The following is an 18532-nucleotide window of genomic DNA, read 5'->3' on the forward strand; positions in this document are numbered from 1 at the left end:
AGGCGATGTTCCGCACCTGGCTGGTCAGGTTGGACGCCATCGAGTTCACGTTGTCGGTCAGGTCCCGCCACGTACCCAGGACGCCCTTGACCTGGGCCTGACCACCCAGCTTGCCCTCGGTACCCACCTCGCGGGCCACCCGGGTCACCTCATCGGCGAACGACGAGAGCTGGTCCACCATCGTGTTGACGGTGTTCTTCAGCTCCAGGATCTCGCCCTGCGCGTCCACGGTGATCTTCTGCGACAGGTCGCCCTTCGCCACCGCGGTGGAGACCTGGGAGATGTTGCGGACCTGGCTGGTCAGGTTGCCGGCGAGCTGGTTGACGTTCTCCGTCAGGTCCCGCCACGTGCCGGAGACGCCCCGGACCTGGGCCTGACCACCCAGCTTGCCCTCGATGCCCACCTCGCGGGCCACCCGGGTCACCTCGTCGGCGAACGAGGAGAGCTGGTCCACCATCGTGTTGACGGTGTCCTTCAGCTCCAGGATCTCGCCCTGCGCGGCCACCGTGATCTTCTGGCTCAGGTCGCCCCGGGCGACCGCGGTGGAGACCTGCGCGATGTTCCGCACCTGACTCGTCAGGTTGGAGGCCATCGAGTTGACGCTGTCGGTCAGGTCCTTCCAGGTGCCGGCGACGTTCGGCACCTCCGCCTGACCGCCGAGCTTGCCCTCGGTGCCCACCTCGCGGGCCACCCGGGTCACCTGCTCGGCGAAGAGCCGCAGGGTGTCGGTGAGCGAGTTGAAGGTGTGCGCCAGCTCGGCCACCTCACCCTTGGCCGACACGGTGATCTTCTGCGACAGGTCACCCTTCGCCACCGCCGTGGCCACCTGCGAGATCGACCGCACCTGGTACGTCAGGTTCGACGCCATGGTGTTCACCGAGTCGGTGAGGTCCTTCCAGGTGCCGGCGGCGCCCCGGACGTCGGCCTGACCGCCGAGCTTGCCCTCGGTGCCCACCTCCCGGGCCACCCGGGTCACCTCGTTGGAGAAGGACGAGAGCTGGCCGACCATCGTGTTGACGGTGCGCCCGATGCGCAGGTACTCACCCCGCAGCGGCCGGCCGTCGATCTCCAGCGCCATGTGCTGGGAGAGGTCGCCGTCGGCCACCGCCACGATCACCCGGGCGATCTCCGTGGTCGGCCGGCCCAGGTCGTCGATCAGCGAGTTGATCGCCCGCTGGCCCTCCGCCCACGACCCGTCCAGGCCCTCCTCGTCCAGGCGTTCGGTGAGCCGACCGTCCCGGCCGACGATCCGGCTGATCCGGCGCAGGTCGAGGTGCTGCCGTTCCTGGAGCGCCACCACGTCGTTGAACGCGTCCGCCACCTCGCCGGCCGCGCCCGCCCGGCGGGGCAGCCGCACCTTGAGGTCACCGCCGCGCACCCGCCGCAGCGCCTCCGCCAGGTCGGCCAGGAGCGCGTCGTGCTCGGAAGCGGACGAATTGGCGGTCACCGACTGTTTCGCGGTCATCATTCCTCGCTCAGCTCGGGGCCTCCGGCGCGTGCCGACACGCCGCCATCCCATCATTGTGCCCGCGCCGGCGTCGACGGCACGGACGCGCGGTGCGCCGGGGACGACGAGGTGATTGTCTCCGTCGCCCGGTGAGGCTGACCGGTCCGGCTTGGCACCCGGGCGGCGGCGGTGGAGGATACGGGGGTGTCAGCGGAGGCGGGGCCCGCGACGGACGCGGGCCAGGACGAGCATGTCCGGCGGGTCCGGCTGCCCGCGGACCGGCGTACGCCGGCCGCCGCCCGGGCGCTGGTCCGCTCGGTGCTCGCCGAGGCCGACCTCGACGAGCTGCTCGACGAGGCGCTGCTGCTGACCACCGAGCTCTCCACCAACGCGGTGGAGCACGCCGGCACCGACCTGGACATCGAGGTCGTCGCCGACCGGATCGGGCTGACCGTCACCGTCTCCGACTTCGCCGCCGGGCCGGTGGACGAGCTGGTGGTGGGCGTGCGCAACACCACCGAGGAGATCAGCGAGGTCTCCGAGCGGGGGCGCGGCCTGCTGCTGGTCGACCACTTCGCCAGCCGCTGGGGGACGACGTACCTGCCCAGCGGCAAGGGGGTCTGGTTCCGGCTGGAACGGCACGGTCTGGTCGCGGAGGAGCCGGCCGCCGCGCCGCTCACGACCGCCTCCGGTGAGGGCACCCCCGCCACCTCGGCGCCGAGCGCCGCCGCGATGAGCGAGCTGACCCAGACCAGCCCCGACCCGTACGCCGACGACCCGCTGCCCGACTTCGCCGCCGACCTGCTCGGCCGGGTCGCCGAGATGGTGGGCGCGGCCGGTGGCGTGGTCCGGCTGGACCGGGGCGACGGGCAGGGCCCGCAGGCGCTGGCCCGGTACGGCCGCCAGCCCCGCCCGGGCAACGAACTGCTCCAGGTGCCGCTGGCCGTGCACCGGCCGTACGCCGGGGAGCTGGAGCTGGACGCGGCGCCCTCGGCGTACGCCCGGCCGCTCGCCGTGCTCGCCGCCGAGCGGCTGTCGCTGCACCTGGAGAACGACCGGCTGCGCCGGGCGGACGTCCGCCGGTCGGCCTGGCTGACCTTCCTGGCGGAGGCGAGCGAGCTGCTCGCCCAGTCCCTCGACGTCGAGCTGACCATGGCGCTGATCCCGCAGCTGGTGGTGCCCCGGCTCGGCCGGTGGTGCGCGGTGCACACCACCGACGAGTGGGGCCGGCTCAAACTCGCCGCCGCCAGCCACGCGGATGAGTCGGTGCTGCCCCAGCTGCACAAGGCGCTCCAGGAGACCGGGCCGGACTCGGTCCAGGCCCGGCTGCGCGAGGCGTCCCGCAGTGCGTCGCAGGTGCCGCTGGGCGCGCCGATGGAGGGCTTCGCGGTCCCGCTGATCGCCCGCAGCCAGCGGCTGGGCACCCTGGCGGTGGGGCGGCACCAGCGGCACCGGCACGACCCGGACGAGGTCGCCGTGCTGGAGGACGTGGCCCGCCGGGCCGCGCTGGCGATCGAGAACGCCCGGATCCACGCCGAACGCCGCCGGGTCGCCCAGACCCTCCAGCAGTCGCTGCTGCCGCCGGTGCTGCCAGTGGTCGAGGGCATCGGCTTCGCCGCCGAGTACGTCCCGACCGGCGACGAAGCCGAGGTCGGCGGCGACTTCTACGACGTGGTGCCGCTGCCGGACGGCCGCTGGCTGGTGGTGATCGGCGACGTCTCCGGCAAGGGCGTGCAGGCGGCGGCGGTCACCGGACTGGTCAGGGACGTGATCCGGGTGCTGGTCGGTGACGGCAAGCCGCTGCCGGAGGTCCTCGCCCGGCTGAACGAGACGCTGGTGGAGCGGGGCGGCGGACGGTACTGCACGCTCGCCCTCGCCGCGGTCGGCCTGGGCGGGAACGGTCAGCTCGACGTCTCCCTGCATCTGGCCGGCCACGACCGTCCGGTACTGCTGCGCGGCGGAGGCGGGGCCGCCTTCGTCGGCGCCGGGGGCACTGCGTTGGGCCTGCTGGACTCGATCTCCTCGCCGACGGCGGAGATCCCGCTCGGGCCCGGTGACTCGCTGATCTTCTACACCGACGGGGTGACCGAGCGCCGGCGTGGCCGGGAACTGTTCGGCACCGAACGGCTGCGCGACGCCGCCGCTCCGCTGGCCGGTTACTCGGCCAACGTGGTCGCGGCACGGCTGCGCGCCACCGCGATCAACTTCTCGGTGGAGCCGCCCCGGGACGACATCGCCATCCTGGTGCTGCGCAACGACGCGATCTGACGCCGCGGCGGATGCCCGGGGACCGGATCGACCCGCGAGCAACATGACTACCAGTCATACATATGACGCTGCGTCATATCGCTCACGGCGCCATCCGATCCCGGCAGGCAACACGCCGACGCCCCGCCCGCCGGGAAGCATGGCCGGCAGGGAGCATGGGCGGTCCTACGTCGGCAAGGCCGGCCAGGTGAGGGGACGGTCGCGCCGCGCCCAACCGCTACATTGACCGGATGTCATCGAGCGTCGCGCATGTCGCCGACAGCCGCCCGCCGCGCCTCGGACGCCTCCTCGCCGCGCACGTGGCCGTCAGCGGGGCGTTCGTCACGACCGTGGCGCTCTACCTGGGGCGGATGGTCACCGCCGGGGTCGGCCCGGCCGAGATGGTCACCGGCGCGTACGACCCGAAGGATCTGGTGCCGTTCGGGATGAGCGGCGCGAACCCGTTCGCCTGGCTCTATCTGGCGGTCTCCCTGCTCTACCTCTCCGGCGTGGTGCTCGGCCCGGCGCTGGCGCTCTACACCGCGGCGGTGCTGATGCGTGAGCGGGACCGGCTGCCCCGGCGGGCCCGGATCCTCCTGCTCACCGCCACGGTCGCCACGCTGGCGCTGACGGTGCTCCGGTTCACCCCGATCCTCGACGACCTGCACCAGTGGTGGCTCGACTGAGCACAGCCGAGTCGCACCAAGCCGGGTCGATCCGCGCCCGGGCGCGGTGTGCTCAGAGGCCGCCGGGCAGGCGCCCCGGGGCGAGCCGACGGTGCGGGTCGAGGTGCTCCTTGGCCGCCCGGAGCCGGGGGATCACCGCCGGCTCGCCCCACAGCTCGACCGCCTGCCGCACGGGCGCGGGCGCGGCGACCACCACGCAGCGACCCCGTCGGGCGAGCAGCACGCCGCGGACCGCGGCGAGGATCGAGGCCACCCGCTCGCCGGGCAGCGCCCCGGGCAGGGCGGCGTGCACCAGGCCCAGCCCGGCGGAGCCGCGCACCGGGACCGGGGTGCCGGCGGCGTCGCGCAACGCGTAGACGGCGGCGTGCAGGTCGGTGATCGGCACCTCGATGCGCAGCGCGGTGTCGCCGGGGGCGAACGGGTAGCGCCGCCACCACGTCGGCGGCGCGTGCGCGGCGGTCGCCTCGCCCGCGAAGAGCGCCACCAGACGTTCGGCCCGTTCGGCGACGTCTGACGGGCCGCCCTCCAGCAGGACCGTCAGGGTGCCGGCGCCACCCCGGGTCGTCGACTGACCGTCTCCGCGCCCGGCCATGGAGGGGTGGTGGGCCCGGGCCGCCGCCTCCGCCGGGCGCATCGGGCGGCGCGGCAGGGGGCCGGTGGCCGGCAGGTCCAGCTCGATGGCGGCCGGGTCGAGGCGGGCGGCGAGCACCGACCGCACCAGGTCGTGCACCTCCAGCGGCGTCCACACCGGCCGAGAGACCCACACCCGGCTGGCCGGCACGGCCTGCACCCGCAGGGTGGCCGACACGAGCACGCCGAGGCCGCCCTGCGAGCCGCAGAGCAGCCGGCCCACGTCGAGGCCGACCGAGGCCGACCCGGCCGACACCTCCGCCGCGCCGGCGCCGGCGCTGACCAGCTCGCCGTCGGCGTCCAGCCAGCGCAGGCCGACCAGCTGCTCGCAGGCGGTGCCGTGCCGGTGCCGCAGCGGACCGGCCTCGTCGGCGGCGAGCACCCCGCCGAGGGTCGCCCCGGGCGACGGCGGATCCAGCGGCAGCCGCCGGCCGGTGCGCTCCAGGGTGGCCTGCACCGCGCGCAGCGGCGTGCCGGCGCCGATCTCGGCCACCGGGGAGCCGACCGGCTGGTGCCCGATGCCGGCGAGCCGGCCGGTGTCCAGCATGATGTCGACCCGCGCGGGGGCGGCGCCCCAGTCGATCTTCGTGCCGGCGCCGCGCGGCACCACTGTCAGCTCGTGCCGGGCGGCCAGCCGCAGCACCTGCGCCGCCGCGGCCGGCCCGCCGGGGACGGCCACCCAGCGGGCGCCGCGACCGGCGACCTCGTCGGCGGCCCCGGCGAACCGGGCGAAAAAGGGCCCGCAGATCTCGCTCAGCTTCCGGGTGATCTCCGCCGCGCCGGTCGAACTCGCTGCTGCCGCCATGCCGGTCATCGTACACATGTTCGAAAGAGCCGATGGCGGGTTGCCGGTCGACGCGGCGCGGCGGGCGGCGGCCGGCCGGTAACGTGGCGCCGTGACCACCGAGACCCCCGCGCCCGTCGCGAAGCGGGTGCCCACCGAGCGCACCCACCACGGCGACACCGTCGTCGACGAGTACGCCTGGCTCGCCGCCAAGGACGACCCGGAGACGATCGCCCACCTGACCGCCGAGAACGCGTACACCGAGGCCCGCACGGTCCACCTGGAGCGGCTGCGCGGCGAGCTGTTCGAGGAGACCCGGCGGCGCACCCAGGAGACCGACCTGTCGGTGCCCACCCGCAAGGACGGCTACTGGTACTACACCCGCACGGTCGAGGGCCAGCAGTACGGCGTGCACTGCCGCCGGGCGGTCCGCGACGGCGAGACCGCCCCGCCGGTCAGCGCGGACGGCGCCCCGCTGGACGGCGAGGAGGTGCTGCTCGACGGCAACCTGCTCGCCGAGGGGCACGACTTCTTCGCCCTCGGCGCGTTCGACGTCAGCCCGGACGGGCGCTGGCTGGCGTACTCGACGGACTTCGCCGGCGACGAGCGGTTCACCCTGCGGATCAAGGACCTGAGCACCGGCGAGCTGCTCGGCGACGAGGTGGCGGACACCTTCTACGGCACCGCCTGGTCAGCTGACGCGTCGGTGTTGTTCTACGTCACGGTGGACGAGGCGTGGCGGCCGAACCGGGTCTGGCGGCACACGGTCGGCACCACGTCGGGCGAGGACGTGGTGGTCCACCAGGAGGACGACGAGCGGTTCTGGGTCGGCGTCGAGCTGACCCGCTCCGAGCGGTTCGTGCTCATCGACATTCACAGCAAGATCACCAGCGAGGTCCGGGTGATCCCGGCCGGCAACCCCACCGGCGAGCCGGCCATCGTCGCCCCGCGCCGGCAGGGTATCGAGTACGCCGTCGAGCACCACGGCCACCGCTTCCTGATCCTGCACAACGACGGCGCGGAGGACTTCGCGCTGGCGTACACCTCCGCGGACTCCCCGGGCGACTGGGTGCCGCTGATCGAGCATTCACCGGGCACCCGGCTGGAGTCGGTCGACGCGTTCGAGAATCACCTGGTCGTCTCGCTGCGCGGCAACGGCCTGACCGGCCTGCGGGTGCTCCCGGTCGGCGGCGGCGACGCCCACGACATCGACTTCCCGGAGCCGATCTACAGCGTCGGGCTGGACGCCAACCCGGAGTACCGGACCCGGCAGATCCGGCTCCGCTACACCTCCCTGGTCACCCCCGACTCGGTGTACGACTACGACCTGGTCACCCGGGAGATGGTGCTGCGCCGGCGCAAGCCGGTCCGGCCCGGCCCGGACGGGCGGGCGTACGACCCGGCCGACTACGAGCAGCACCGCGACTGGGCGCTCGCCGACGACGGCACCCGGGTGCCGATCTCACTGGTCTGCCGCAAGGGTGTCCCGCGCGACGGCTCCGCCGGATGCGTGATCTACGGGTACGGCTCGTACGAGGCGAGCATGGACCCGTGGTTCTCCATCGCCCGGCTCAGCCTGCTCGACCGGGGCGTCATCTTCGCCGTGGCGCACATCCGCGGCGGCGGCGAGCTGGGCCGGCGCTGGTACGACGAGGGCAAGCTGCTGGCCAAGAAGAACACCTTCACCGACTTCGTGGCCTGCGCCCGGCACCTGGTCAAGGCCGAGTGGACCGCCGCCGACCGGCTCGTCGCCCGGGGTGCCTCGGCCGGCGGGCTGCTGATGGGCGCTGTCGCCAACCTCGCCCCGGACGCCTTCGCCGGCATCGTCGCCCAGGTGCCCTTCGTGGACGCGCTCACCTCGATCCTCGATCCGTCGCTGCCGCTGACCGTCACCGAGTGGGAGGAGTGGGGCAACCCGCTGGAGAGCCCCGAGGTGTACGCGTACATGAAGTCCTACACGCCGTACGAGAACGTGGCCGCCGTGGACTACCCGGCCATCCTCGCGGTGACCAGCCTCAACGACACCCGGGTGCTCTACCACGAGCCGGCGAAGTGGATCGCCCGGCTGCGGGCGACCGCCCCGACCGGCGACTACCTGCTCAAGACCGAGATGGGCGCGGGCCACGGCGGCCCGAGCGGCCGGTACGACGCCTGGCGCGAGGAGGCGTTCATCAACGCCTGGATCCTCGACAAGCTGGGTCGCGCCTGAACCGGTGACCACGACAGGTGAGGGCCGGGCGGCCGACGAGCCGCCCGGCCCGTGCGTACCCCCGGAAGCGGAACCACCGGCGGCCCGGCGCGGGCCGGCCTGGCTGGTCCTCGGCGTGGTCGCCGCCGCGCTGCTGGTCTGCTGCTGCTCGGGGGTGGTCGGCCTGGTCGTCTCCTGGTCCGCCGGCCTGTTTCACACCGGCTGACCGGGGCGGACACCCACGCCGACCAGCGCGGCCGCCTCCCCGGTCCGCGCCATCCGCTGCCAGCGCAGCCGGTTGCCGATCACCGCGGTGACCGCCGACTGCACCACCACTAGGTACATCACCTGCCGGTAGACCAGCTGCTGCAACGGCAGCGTCCAGAGCGGACCGTAGCGTTCCCGGTCCAGCCGCAGCGCGTACGCCGCGGTGAGCCCCTGGAGCAGCAGCAGCCCCGTCCAGGCCAGCACCAGCGTCGACCAGGGCAGGAAGAGCAGCCCGTAGACGGCGTACACGTCGACCGCCGGGGCGGCCAGCGGCAGCACGATCTGGAACACGGTCACGTACGGCAGGCCGCGCCGGCCGAGCTTGCCGCCGGCCCCCGGCTCGCGCAGCGCGTGCCGGTGCTTCCACATCGCCTGCATGGTGCCGTAGCACCAGCGGTAGCGCTGCCGCCAGAGCTGGCGCAGCGAGGAGGGCGCCTCGGTCCAGGCGATCGCCGTCTCCTCGTACACCACCCGCCAACCGGCCCGGAGCACCTTCATGGTCAGGTCGCTGTCCTCGGCCAGGGTGTCCGACGGGACCCCGCCGACGGCGAGCAGCACCTCGCGGCGGAACGCGCCGATCGCGCCGGGGATGGTCGGCATGCACTCCAGCACGTCGTACATCCGGCGGTCGAGGTTGAAGCCGATCACGTACTCCAGGTGCTGCCAGCGGCCGAGCAGCCGGCGGCGGTTGGCGACCTTGGTGTTGCCGGAGATCGCGCCGACGGTCGGATCGGCGAAGGCCTGCACCAGCCGGTGCACGGTGTCCGGCTGGAAGACGGTGTCCCCGTCGACCAGCACCAGCAGCGCGGCGCGGGCGGCCCGGATGCCGGTGTTCAACGCGGCCGGCTTGCCGGCGTTGGCCTGCCGGATGACGCGCACCCCGCGCAGGCCCATCCGCTCGACGATGTCGGCGGTGCCGTCGTTGGAGCCGTCGTCCACCACGATCACCTCCAGCGCCGGGTAGTCGCTGGACACCAGGGAGCGCACGGTCGCGGCGATGTTCGCCGCCTCGTTGTACGCCGGCACGATCACCGAGACCGGCGCGCCGACCACCGGGCGCGGGCCCCGCGGACGGCGGGCCCGGCGTACGTGCGCCTGCGCACAGGCCACCTGCACGGCCAGCCGGGCGATGCCGAGCACCAGCGCCACCGCGAGCAGCGCGTCCATCGTCGCCGCCGTCCAGCCGGCCGCGGTCTGGGTCGCGCGCAGCGCGTATCCGCTGACCCGGGTGCCGACGCCGGCGGGGACGGTCGACGGCGGCGCGTCGATCCCCTCCGAGACGGTGGTGAACCGGTAGCCCTGCTTCGACAGGCCGGTGAGCAGCTGGTCCACGGCGGCCACCGTCTGGCCGCGGTCGCCGCCGCCGTCGTGCATCAGCACCACCGCACCGCGCCCGGGCTCCGGGGTGGCCGCCCGGACGATCGCCGGCACCCCGGGCCGCTGCCAGTCCTTGGCGTCCCGGTCGGCGAGCACGGCCACGTGCCCGCTGCCGGCGGCATTGCGCAGCGCCTCGTACTGGGTGGCAGTCAACGTCGGGGTGGTGGAGGAGAAGGGTGCCCGGAGCAGGGTCACCTCCCAGCCGGTGGCCGCGGCGACGGCCTTGCGGGTCAACGACAGCTCCAGGTCGGCCCGCCAGCGCGGCACCGTGGCGATGTCGGTGTGCGAGAAGGTGTGCGAGCCCAGCTCGTGCCCCTCGTCGAGGATCCGCCGGACCAGCTCCGGGTGCTGGTTGACCCGGGAGCCGACCACGAAGAAGGTGGCGTGCGCGTGGTGCCGGCGGAGCACGTCGAGCAGCCGGGGCGTCCACTCCGGGTCCGGCCCGTCGTCGAAGGTCAGCGCCACGGTGCGGTCCGGCATCCGCCGGCTGACCGGCTCCGGCCGGTCCAGCCGCAGCACCGGGCCGCCGTCGGCGGCCTCCTTCGGCGCCGGCGCGGTCGGGGCGGTGGACGGGCCGGACCCGCCGGTCAGCCCGGTCACCAGTCCGTTGACGGTGAGCGCGGCGAGCAGCAGGAGCAGGCCGAGCAGGAGCAGCACCCAGTGGGCCCGCGGGTCGCGGCGGGCGACGTGTCGCGGCATGGTCAGTGCGGCTTGCCCGGGGAGCGGGTCGGCTTGCCGGTCCGCCGTTCGTCGGCCTGACCAGGGGTCGTGGTGGCGGTGGACGGCCGGGCCGTCGGCGGCGCGGTGGTCACGGCGGGGGCACCGGACGACCGGATGGGGCCGGGCAGCGGGGAGGCGGTGCCGGTCGCCGGGTTCGGGCGCGGGCCGGCGGTCGGGCTGGTCGGGTGCCCGACCTCGTCCAGGCCGTCCACCCCCGCCTCGATCGGCGCCCGGTCCTTCGGGTCGGTCCAGCCGGGCAGTTCGACGCTGGAGCCGCCGAACAGGCCGGCCAGGATCAGCACGAGGCCGGTGAGCAGCCCGACACCCATCAGGCTGCCGGCGATGACGGTGAGCCGCCGACGCTTCCCGGTCCGGTCCACGAACACCGGCGGCGCACCGCCCGGCTGGTTGTGCATCTAATGATCTCCCGGGACGCCGCTGAACCGCCGGGGCGGTCCACCCCCGGGGCCGGGGCCTGCTGGCGGGCCTCCGGAGTCAACAGCGTCGCCCTCCCCGATGCCGTTACACCCGGCTCAGGCCGTCCGCAGCTCCTCGACCGCGGTGCTCGCCCGGAGGAAGAGCAGGCCGACCCCGACCGTCACCAGCACCGCGGCCAGGGCGCCAGCCCCGACCCAGGCCACCCACTTGGTCCGCGACTTCACCGCCGTGACCGGCGTCTCCCCGGCCGCGTACACCCGCTCGCTGGGTTGAGCCGCCACCGGCCGGGTCAGTGGCGCCGGACGGCCACCACCGCGACGTCGTCCTGGATCTCCGGCGGGGCCAGCTCCACCAGCAGCCGCTCGCAGAACCGGTTCAGGTCGTCGTCCACCCGGGTCGAACAGGCGGCCAGCGCGGCCAGCCCCTCGTCGATGGTGGCGTCCCGCCGCTCGATCAGCCCGTCGGTGTAGAGCACCAGCGTCGCGCCGGCCGGCAGGGTGAACTCCAGGTCGGCGGGGCGCTCGGCGCGGACCCCGAGCAGCGGCGCCGAGTGCTGGACGAAGTCCACCCGCCCGTCCAGGCTGACCAGCGCCGGCAGGTGCCCCGCGCTGGCCAGCCGGATCCGGCCGGTGGGCGGGTGCAGCAGCAGCAGGCAGACGGTGGCCAGCTCGTTCGGCAGCAGCGTCCGCATCAGCTCGTTGAGCCGGTCCAGGATCACCCCCGGCTGGTGCCCCTCCACCGCGTACGCCCGCATCGCGTGCCGCAGCTCGGCCATCACGGTCGCCGCGTGCAGCGAGTGGCCGGCCACGTCACCGATCGCCGCCAGCAGGTGGCCGTCGAGCATGACCAGCTCGTAGAAGTCCCCGCCCACCTCGGTCTGGGCGCTGGCCGGCTCGTACCGGACGGCCAGGTCGAGGCCGGCGACCTCGGGCAGCCGCCGGGGCAGCAGGCTGCGCTGGAGGGTGACCGCGATCCGGTGCTCCTCGTCGAAGGAGCGCTGCGCCTCCACCGCCGCCGCGACCGCCTGGGCCAGCTGCACCAGCACCGGCGTCCTGGCCGTCTGGGTGCCGGACGGCACCACCACGTAGAGCGGTGCCCGGTCCTCCCGCAGCTTGGCGGCGGCCACGGTCACCGTGTCTCCCGCCGGCCACGGCACCAGCCCCCAGGCCTCCGGGTCGTCCACCCGCACGGTGGACCCGGTCGGTACGCCGGTGTCGTCGACGGCCCAGGGCACGATCACCGGCGCGGCGTCCGGCCCGGCGGCGATCCCGGCCAGGCAGTCCCCGTCGAAGGTCTCGGCGATCACCGCCGCCGGCCCCTTGAAGATCTGCGCCGCGCCGGCCGCCGCCTCCTCCAGCAGACGGGCGAGGTTCGGGGCGGCGTGCACCGCGACCGTGGTGTCGGCCAGCCCGGTGAGCCGCTCGGCGAGCAGCTCCGCCCGCTGCCGGGCCTGGTAGTAGCGGAGCACCGCGTGGGCGGTGGCGACCAGTTCCTCCGGCTCGATCGGCTCGGTCAGGTACGCGTCCGCGCCCCGGGTCAGCCCCTGGGTGCGGTCCTGGACGTCGACCGCGTGCGCCGACACGTGGATCACCGGCATCGCCGGGTGGGCCGCCTTGATCCGCTCGCAGACCTCGAAGCCGATCATGTCCGGCAGCCGGACGTCGAGCACCACCAGGTCGATCCGGTCCACCCCGACCCGCTCCAGCGCCTCGGTGCCGGTCTCCGCCTCGCGGACCGCGAAGCCGGCCCGGCTCAGCCAGCTGACCAGCAGGTAGCGCTTGGTGCGATTGTCGTCGACCACCAGCACGGTCGCCTGGTCGCCGGCCACGGTCAGGCCTCGCCCGCCGGGAGGACGACGGTGAAGGTGCTCCCTTGGCCCGGCTCGCTGGTCAGCTCCAGGGTGCCGTCGAGCAGGGTCACCAGCCGTCGCGCGTACGGCAGGCCGAGGCCGGTACCGCCCGGCCGGCTGGTCCCCGGCACCTGATAGAACTCCTCGAAGATCCGTTCGTGCAGCTCGGGTGCGATCCCGACGCCGGTGTCGGAGACGGAGATCCGCCACCGGTCCCCTTCCCGTTCCGCGCGCATCCGGACCTCGCCCTGCTCGGTGAACTTCAGCCCATTGTGCAGCAGGTTACGCAGCACCTGGGCGAGCAGCACCTCATCCGAGCGGAGCACGGCCGGCGCCGGCGGCTCCTCCACGACCAGCTCCACCGCCGACCCGGTGGCGAGCGCCCGCAGCGTGCCGCGCAGCTGGCCGAAGAGCGCCCGCAGGTCGACCTCGGCCCAGTCCGGCTCGATCCGCCCGGACTCCGCCTTGGCCAGGTCGAGGAGGTCGTTGACGAGCGACAGCAGGTCGGCGGCGGAGGACCGGATCAGCTCCACCTGCTCGGACTGCGCGTCGGTGAGCGGGTCGGAGGCGGAGTCGGTGAGCAGCCGCCCCAACCCGATGATCGCGGTCACCGGCGCGCGCAGCTCGTGGCTGACGTTGGCCAGGAAGCGGCTCTTCGACTCGCTCGCCGCGCGCAGCTGGGCCGACTTCTCGTCCAGCTCGGCGTAGAGGGCCACCACGCCCCGGTTGGTCTCCTCCAGCTCCTCGGAGAGCTGGGTGTAGAGCGCCATCACGCCCCGGTTGGTCTCCTCCAGCTCCGCGTTGAGCACGGCCAGCTCGTCGCGGTGGCTGCGCACCTCGTCCAGCGCGGCGATCAGCTGCCCGTTCTGGGTGGCGAGCTCGTCCAGGGCGCTGGCCGGCGCGCTGCGCCCGAGCTCGGCGCGCAGCTCGGCCAGCCGCGCCGCGGGCAGCTCCGGGGCGGTGGCCGGGACACGTCGGGACATCCTCACGACCGTATCCCCCCCGTCCCTGCTCACCGCCAGGGTGTCCACCAACCGGCCCACCGCGCCGGACTGTGGCTGGTACCCGTCGTCGGGTAGCGGGCGCACCGGGGCGAGGTCGATGCGCAGGGCGTACCGGGCGTCCGACTCCTCCACGGCGAGGAAGGTGACGTCCGCACCGTCGACGATCCGCAGCAGGTCGCGGGCCACCTCGCTGAGCGCGGTGGCGACCCGGACCTGGTCCTGGTGCTCCAGCCCGACGGCCGCGGCGACCTCCCGGCCCCGCTGGCGGACCAGGAAGATGTCCTGCTCGACCCGGAGGGCCATCTGCAGGAGCGGCTCCGGCGCTCTCATTCCGGCATCCCCGCGACCAGTACGCAGGCGTCGTCCCGACGGGTCCCGGCGTCGCGCAGCAGCGTCGCGGCGACCACCAGCGGCGACCGGCCGGTCAGCCCCGGGTAGTCCTCGATCCGCCACCGGTCGACCACCCCGTCGCTCTGCATCACCAGCCGCGAGCCCGGCGGGAACGGGTAGTCGTACTCCCGGACGACGGGGCGCTGGTGGCCGGCGATGCCGGGCAGCGACACCAGCCCGCGCCGGCTCCCGTCCCCGCCGAGGACGGCGCCGGCGATGTTGCCGAGACCGGCGTAGCGCAGCACGCCGGCAGACAGGTCCAGCTCGGCCACGGCCAGGGCCGCGCCGCGGGTGTGCGACATGGACCGGTGCAGGTGCTGCACCACCACGGCGGGCGGCCCGGCTGGCGCGGCGCGGAAGGCGGCCAGCGCGGCGTAGGTGGCGGACGCGGCCAGCGGTCCGTGTCCGAGGCCGTCGCAGACCAGCACCTGGTGCCGGCCCTCGGCGACCCGGAGGGCGTGGCCGTCGCCGCTGACCTGCTCGCCGGTGATCGGCCGGGTGAGCCCGGCCGCCCAGGCCGGCGGCGGCGTCGCCCGCGAGGGCCAGACCTGTACGGCGAGGACGGTGCCCTTCCCCGGCCAGGACCAGGCGTCGTACCAGCTGGCCTGCCGGGCGATGGCGCCCAGCCCGATGCCGAGGGTGCCGGTGGTGGAGTGGCCGTCCTGCGAGGAGACGGTCAGGTCGGCCATCCCGGGGCCGGCGTCGACCGCGATCATCTCCACGCCAGCCGTGTCGCTGTCCCGGGCCGGGCGCAGCAGCAGGCTGCCCTCCTCGGCGTGCTTGACCAGGTTGCTGGTCAGCTCCGCGGCGACGATGGCGAGGTCGGCGATGCGGTTGGCGCCGAGGCCGAGCTGGTTGCCGAGGCGTTCGGCGGCCCGCCGGACGGTGCTGCCCGCGCTGCTGTTTTCGACCCGGAACCAGAGGCCCGGGTCGGCGACCACCTCGGTGGTCACCGGGACCACTTGGTGATGGTCACCCGGGTGCCCTCGCCGACCGCGCTCTTCAGGTCGAAGTCGTCGACCAGCCGGCGGGCGCCGCTGAGACCGAGCCCGAGGCCACCGCCGGTGGTGTAGCCGTCGGTGAGGGCGAGGGCCAGGTCGGAGATGCCCGGCCCGGAGTCGGCGAAGACGATCCGTACGCCGCGCCGCCGGCCATCCTCCACCGCGGTCACCTCGGCGCTGCCGCCGCCGCCGTAGATCAGCGTGTTGCGGGCCAGCTCGCTCGCGGCGGTGACCAGTTTGGTCTGGTCCACCAGGGAGAGCTTGACCGCCACCGCCACGGTACGCACCAGCTGCCGGACCCGGACCACGTCCTCGTCGCTGCCGATCGCCTGCGCCTGCGGGCGGCCCAGGTCGACGCCCGCGGTCATGCTGATGTCGCCACCGTTCCGGACTCCTCGTCCTCGGGTTCGTCGTCGTACCCGAGGCCGTCCCCGCGGCTCGCCGCGACCAGCTCCATGCCCCGCTCGACGTTCAGGGCGGTACGGATGCCGTGGAGCGACAGGCCGAGCTCGACCAGGGTGATGGCGACCGCGGGGCGCATCCCGACGACCACCGTCTCGGCGTCGAGCACCCTGGAGATCGAGGCGATGGTGGAGAGCATCCGACCGACGAAGGAGTCGACGATGTCCAACGCCGTGATGTCGATGATCACGCCGTGGGTGCCGGTCGCCACGATCCGCTCGGCCAGGTCCTCCTGGAGGAGGACCGCGGTCTGGTCGGACATGTCGATCTGGATGGAGACCAGCAGGATGTCGCCGATCTTCAGGATCGGGACCCGGTCCATCACGGCTCCCGACGCGGGTGGCGACGGGTCGTCTCGACCCCGCTCAGCCGCAGCACGTGCCGCAGCGCGTCGGCGAGGCTGGCCTTGGTGGCGATGTCCCCGAACTCGATGCCGAGCGCGACGATGGTCTGCGCGATCTGCGGGCGGATGCCGGAGATGATGCAGTCGGCGCCCATCAGCCGGGCCGCCACCACCGTCTTCAGGATGTGCTGGGCGACCTGGGTGTCCACCGCCGGGACGCCGGTGATGTCGATGATCGCGTACGGCGAGCCGGTGTCGACCAGGGTCTGCAGCAGCCGCTCCATCACCACCTGGGCCCGGGCCGAGTCCAGCGTGCCGACCAGCGGCACGGCGACCACGCCGTCCCAGATCTTCACCACCGGGGTGGAGAGTTCGAGAAGCTGCTCGGCCTGGTCGGCGATGTGGCCCTCGCGGGCCTGCACGTAGGTCTCGAAGGTGTACAGCCCCAGCTGGTCGACCACGGCGGTGAAGGCGACGAAGTCGCGCAGCGTGAACTCGACGTCGCCGGACTCCATCAGCTCGACCAGCACGTCCTTGAGGGCGTAGATGCTGATCGCGGTCTCGGTGGCGGAGAAGCCCTGCCGGGCCCGGCTGCGGGAGAGGTCGGCCAGCACCGCGCGCAGCTCGCCGGCGTCGTCCGACCGGATGTCGGACAGCCCTCGGCCGCCGGCCTTGATCATGCTACCGTGCAGCTCCTGCGCCTGCAGGCGCAGCTCGGCCTGGCTGAGTCGGCCCCGCAGCGAGGCGGCCACGACCTCCGTCCAGCGCTGGACGACGCGATCGACATTCGCGCTCAACAGGCCGACGAGCCGGCTGCCCTCTTCCGTGGTCAAAGCCATGATTACCTCCTGTGAGCTGGGCCGGCCGGACTCTACCACCGGCAGCCTGGACGGCAGTTGCCATGCGGCAAAGGAATGATCAGGCACACCTGGACCCGCTCCCGTTCTGCGTGCCACCCCCATCGTGGGATACCGTTCCACCGATAACAGGAGGTCCGAATGTCCTTGACGGTGCACACGGAACAGCGCGGCGACGTGGTCGTCGTGTCGGTCGCGGGCGAACTCGACATGGCGACCGCACCGCTGCTGCAGGACCAGATCACGGATCTGCTCGACAAGGGCCGCAGCCGCCTCGTCTTCGACCTGGCCGACGTGTCGTTCTGCGACTCGACCGGGCTGTCGGTCTTCGTGCGCGCGAAGAACAGCTCCGACGAGGCCGGCGGCGTCGTCCGGTTGGCCGCCCCGCAGCGCGGCGTGCTGCGCATCCTCGAGGTCAGTGGCCTGGTCGAGGTGCTTCACACGTACCCGACGGTCGAGCAGGCCGTCGCGGGCGACCCCACACCGGCCTCCTCCTGACCGGTTCCCTCAGCGCTCGTCCTCGATGAAGCGGGGACGGGCGATCACCATGCCCGCGGTCGTCTGCACGGCGAGCGCGCCGAGCAGGAAGCCCAGCGGTGCCGCCCAGCCGCCGGTCGCCTCGTAGAGGATTCCGACCAGCATCGGTCCGAGCGCGGCGATGACGTACCCGGTGCTCTGCGCGAAGGCGGACAGCGCGACCGTGCCCTCGGCGGTGCGGGCGCGCAGCCCGATGGCGGTCAGGATCAGCGGGAACCCGCCCTGACCCAGGGCGAGCAGCAGGACCCAGAGCGGCGCGAGGCCGTACGGCGCGAGGGCGAGGCCGAGGTAGGACGCGATGGACGCCGCGGTCAGCGAGAGCACCAACGGCCGCAGCGTGCGCAGGCGGCCGGCCAGGGTCGGCATCAGCAGCGCGACCGGCACGCCGAGCGCGGTCACCCCGGCGAGCAGCAGCCCGGCGGTCTCCGGGCGGTAGCCGGCGTCCCGGAAGAGCTGGGCAAGCCAGCCCATGATCGCGTACCCGCTGAGCGACTGCGCGCCGAAGTAGACCGCCATCGCCCACCCGAGCCGGGTGCGCTCGGGGCGGACCCGCACCCGGGCGGCCGGGGCCGCCGTCGGGGTCGCGGCCCGCTGGGCGGCGCGGGCCCGCAGCGCAAGCGGCACCCACGGGAGTACGGCCACCGCGGCCAGCCCGGCCCAGACCCCGAGACCGGCCCGCCAGGAGCCGAAGGCGTGCGCCACCGGCACCGCGGAGGCGGCGGCCACCGTCGTGCCCACCGTGAGCGCCATCGTGTACGCCCCGGTGACCAGCCCGGTGCGGTGCGGGAAGTGCTGCTTGACCAGCATCGGCAGCATGATGTTGGCGACCGCGATGCCGGCCAGGGCGAGCGCGCTGGTGAGCACGAAGACCAGCGCGGAGTCGGTGACCACCCGGAGCACCTGCCCCAGGGCGAGGGCGGCCATCGCCACCACCAGGACCCGGGCGGCCGCCCAGCGGCGGACCAGCCACGGGGTGAGCGCGCCGAGACCGGCGAAGGCGATGGTCGGCAGCGTGGTGACGAACCCGGCCATCGCGCCGGAGAGCGCCAGTCCGGTGCGTACCTCGTCGAGCAGCGCGCCGAGGCTGGTCACGGCGGCGCGCAGGTTGACCGCGACCAGCAGCATCCCGACCAGCACCAGCGCGCCGCCGGTGGCGGCCGACGGCGTCCGGGCCGGGGGCGCGGCAGCGGCCGGCGCCGGGCCGGGCGTCAGGTCGGCGACGGGTACGGCCGGGTCGGCGACGCGAGGCGCGGTGGAGGGGGTGGGTGACGGGGCCATGATCTCCAACCTACAATCATGGGATGA

The 18532-nt window shown here is 74.0% G+C and carries 17 protein-coding genes; 5 read left to right on the forward strand and 12 right to left on the reverse strand.

The annotated features are described in order from the left end of the window. The coding region (locus tag ACLQ2U_RS01630) for a HAMP domain-containing protein (protein ID WP_425748687.1) at nucleotides 1–1468 on the reverse strand (1468 nt) is incomplete at its 3' end. 183 nt (nucleotides 1469–1651) lie between these two features. Between ACLQ2U_RS01630 and ACLQ2U_RS01635 the strand changes: the two genes are divergently transcribed. Both ACLQ2U_RS01635 and ACLQ2U_RS01640 read left to right on the forward strand, forming a co-directional pair. Then, nucleotides 1652–3715, forward strand: a complete 2064-nt coding sequence (locus ACLQ2U_RS01635; RefSeq protein ID WP_425748688.1) for a SpoIIE family protein phosphatase — start codon at nucleotides 1652–1654, stop codon at nucleotides 3713–3715. A 230-nt stretch (nucleotides 3716–3945) separates the two neighbouring features. Further along, nucleotides 3946–4380 carry a hypothetical protein gene (locus ACLQ2U_RS01640; RefSeq protein ID WP_425748689.1) on the forward strand — a complete coding sequence of 145 codons (435 nt, stop codon included), beginning with the start codon at nucleotides 3946–3948 and terminating at the stop codon, nucleotides 4378–4380. A gap of 52 nt (nucleotides 4381–4432) precedes the next feature. On the opposite strand, the gene ACLQ2U_RS01645 is transcribed toward ACLQ2U_RS01640, so the two are convergent. After that, on the reverse strand, nucleotides 4433–5815 hold the full coding sequence (locus ACLQ2U_RS01645) for an FAD-binding oxidoreductase (RefSeq protein ID WP_425748690.1): 1383 nt from the start codon (nucleotides 5813–5815) through the stop codon (nucleotides 4433–4435). A gap of 91 nt (nucleotides 5816–5906) precedes the next feature. On the opposite strand from ACLQ2U_RS01645, the gene ACLQ2U_RS01650 reads away from it, so the two are divergent. Together ACLQ2U_RS01650 and ACLQ2U_RS01655 are read left to right on the forward strand one after the other, a co-directional pair. Next, a complete protein-coding gene (locus ACLQ2U_RS01650) occupies nucleotides 5907–8003 on the forward strand; it encodes a S9 family peptidase (protein WP_425748691.1) in 2097 nt (698 codons plus the stop codon). A 4-nt stretch (nucleotides 8004–8007) separates the two neighbouring features. Beyond that, nucleotides 8008–8208 carry a hypothetical protein gene (locus ACLQ2U_RS01655; protein ID WP_425748692.1) on the forward strand — a complete coding sequence of 67 codons (201 nt, stop codon included), beginning with the start codon at nucleotides 8008–8010 and terminating at the stop codon, nucleotides 8206–8208. On the opposite strand, the gene ACLQ2U_RS01660 is transcribed toward ACLQ2U_RS01655, so the two are convergent. The 9 genes from ACLQ2U_RS01660 to ACLQ2U_RS01700 all read right to left on the reverse strand — a co-directional run bounded on the left by ACLQ2U_RS01660 (nucleotide 8196) and on the right by ACLQ2U_RS01700 (nucleotide 16672). After that, a complete protein-coding gene (locus ACLQ2U_RS01660) occupies nucleotides 8196–10325 on the reverse strand; it encodes a bifunctional polysaccharide deacetylase/glycosyltransferase family 2 protein (RefSeq protein ID WP_425748693.1) in 2130 nt (709 codons plus the stop codon). The genes ACLQ2U_RS01655 and ACLQ2U_RS01660 overlap by 13 nt on opposite strands. A 2-nt stretch (nucleotides 10326–10327) precedes the next feature. Further along, nucleotides 10328–10762, reverse strand: coding sequence for a hypothetical protein (locus tag ACLQ2U_RS01665; protein WP_425748694.1), 435 nt, complete (start codon nucleotides 10760–10762; stop codon nucleotides 10328–10330). Between the two features lie 117 nt (nucleotides 10763–10879). Then, a complete protein-coding gene (locus ACLQ2U_RS01670; RefSeq protein WP_425748695.1) occupies nucleotides 10880–11065 on the reverse strand; it encodes a hypothetical protein in 186 nt (61 codons plus the stop codon). Nucleotides 11066–11073: 8 nt separating this feature from the next. Next, nucleotides 11074–12618 carry a SpoIIE family protein phosphatase gene (locus ACLQ2U_RS01675; protein ID WP_425748879.1) on the reverse strand — a complete coding sequence of 515 codons (1545 nt, stop codon included), beginning with the start codon at nucleotides 12616–12618 and terminating at the stop codon, nucleotides 11074–11076. After that, nucleotides 12615–13967 carry an ATP-binding protein gene (locus ACLQ2U_RS01680; protein WP_425748696.1) on the reverse strand — a complete coding sequence of 451 codons (1353 nt, stop codon included), beginning with the start codon at nucleotides 13965–13967 and terminating at the stop codon, nucleotides 12615–12617. The genes ACLQ2U_RS01675 and ACLQ2U_RS01680 overlap by 4 nt, the downstream gene beginning before the upstream one ends. Further along, the gene (locus tag ACLQ2U_RS01685) at nucleotides 13964–14989 is read right to left on the reverse strand and encodes a SpoIIE family protein phosphatase (protein WP_425748697.1); all 1026 of its coding nucleotides are present in this window, start codon (nucleotides 14987–14989) and stop codon (nucleotides 13964–13966) included. The genes ACLQ2U_RS01680 and ACLQ2U_RS01685 overlap by 4 nt, the downstream gene beginning before the upstream one ends. Continuing rightward, complete coding sequence (locus ACLQ2U_RS01690) at nucleotides 14977–15396, reverse strand: ATP-binding protein (RefSeq protein ID WP_425748698.1); 420 nt, start codon at nucleotides 15394–15396, stop codon at nucleotides 14977–14979. Before ACLQ2U_RS01690 ends, ACLQ2U_RS01685 begins: the two co-directional genes overlap by 13 nt. After that, nucleotides 15393–15812 carry an STAS domain-containing protein gene (locus tag ACLQ2U_RS01695; RefSeq protein ID WP_425748699.1) on the reverse strand — a complete coding sequence of 140 codons (420 nt, stop codon included), beginning with the start codon at nucleotides 15810–15812 and terminating at the stop codon, nucleotides 15393–15395. The genes ACLQ2U_RS01690 and ACLQ2U_RS01695 overlap by 4 nt, the downstream gene beginning before the upstream one ends. Then, nucleotides 15812–16672 (reverse strand): STAS domain-containing protein, encoded by an 861-nt coding sequence (locus tag ACLQ2U_RS01700; protein WP_425748700.1) that lies wholly within the window; start codon nucleotides 16670–16672, stop codon nucleotides 15812–15814. The genes ACLQ2U_RS01695 and ACLQ2U_RS01700 overlap by 1 nt, the downstream gene beginning before the upstream one ends. A 159-nt stretch (nucleotides 16673–16831) precedes the next feature. On the opposite strand from ACLQ2U_RS01700, the gene ACLQ2U_RS01705 reads away from it, so the two are divergent. Continuing rightward, nucleotides 16832–17188, forward strand: coding sequence for an STAS domain-containing protein (locus ACLQ2U_RS01705; RefSeq protein ID WP_425748701.1), 357 nt, complete (start codon nucleotides 16832–16834; stop codon nucleotides 17186–17188). A gap of 9 nt (nucleotides 17189–17197) precedes the next feature. On the opposite strand, the gene ACLQ2U_RS01710 is transcribed toward ACLQ2U_RS01705, so the two are convergent. Beyond that, complete coding sequence (locus ACLQ2U_RS01710) at nucleotides 17198–18505, reverse strand: MFS transporter (RefSeq protein ID WP_425748702.1); 1308 nt, start codon at nucleotides 18503–18505, stop codon at nucleotides 17198–17200. Nucleotides 18506–18532: the final 27 nt, after the last annotated feature.

Origin of the sequence: Micromonospora sp. DT47, from assembly GCF_049844475.1 — a bacterium.
GTDB lineage: Bacteria > Actinomycetota > Actinomycetes > Mycobacteriales > Micromonosporaceae > Micromonospora.

Bases quoted from the DNA above. Each gene is read 5' to 3' on its own strand.
- ACLQ2U_RS01645 (WP_425748690.1), bottom strand. From the start codon at position 5,815: ATGGCGGCAGCAGCGAGTTCGACCGGCGCGGCGGAGATCACCCGGAAG.
- ACLQ2U_RS01660 (WP_425748693.1), bottom strand. From the start codon at position 10,325: ATGCCGCGACACGTCGCCCGCCGCGACCCGCGGGCCCACTGGGTGCTG.
- ACLQ2U_RS01695 (WP_425748699.1), bottom strand. From the start codon at position 15,812: ATGGACCGGGTCCCGATCCTGAAGATCGGCGACATCCTGCTGGTCTCC.
- ACLQ2U_RS01705 (WP_425748701.1), top strand. From the start codon at position 16,832: ATGTCCTTGACGGTGCACACGGAACAGCGCGGCGACGTGGTCGTCGTG.
- ACLQ2U_RS01710 (WP_425748702.1), bottom strand. From the start codon at position 18,505: ATGGCCCCGTCACCCACCCCCTCCACCGCGCCTCGCGTCGCCGACCCG.
- ACLQ2U_RS01665 (WP_425748694.1), bottom strand. From the start codon at position 10,762: ATGCACAACCAGCCGGGCGGTGCGCCGCCGGTGTTCGTGGACCGGACC.
- ACLQ2U_RS01700 (WP_425748700.1), bottom strand. From the start codon at position 16,672: ATGGCTTTGACCACGGAAGAGGGCAGCCGGCTCGTCGGCCTGTTGAGC.
- ACLQ2U_RS01680 (WP_425748696.1), bottom strand. From the start codon at position 13,967: ATGAGAGCGCCGGAGCCGCTCCTGCAGATGGCCCTCCGGGTCGAGCAG.
- ACLQ2U_RS01640 (WP_425748689.1), top strand. From the start codon at position 3,946: ATGTCATCGAGCGTCGCGCATGTCGCCGACAGCCGCCCGCCGCGCCTC.
- ACLQ2U_RS01690 (WP_425748698.1), bottom strand. From the start codon at position 15,396: ATGACCGCGGGCGTCGACCTGGGCCGCCCGCAGGCGCAGGCGATCGGC.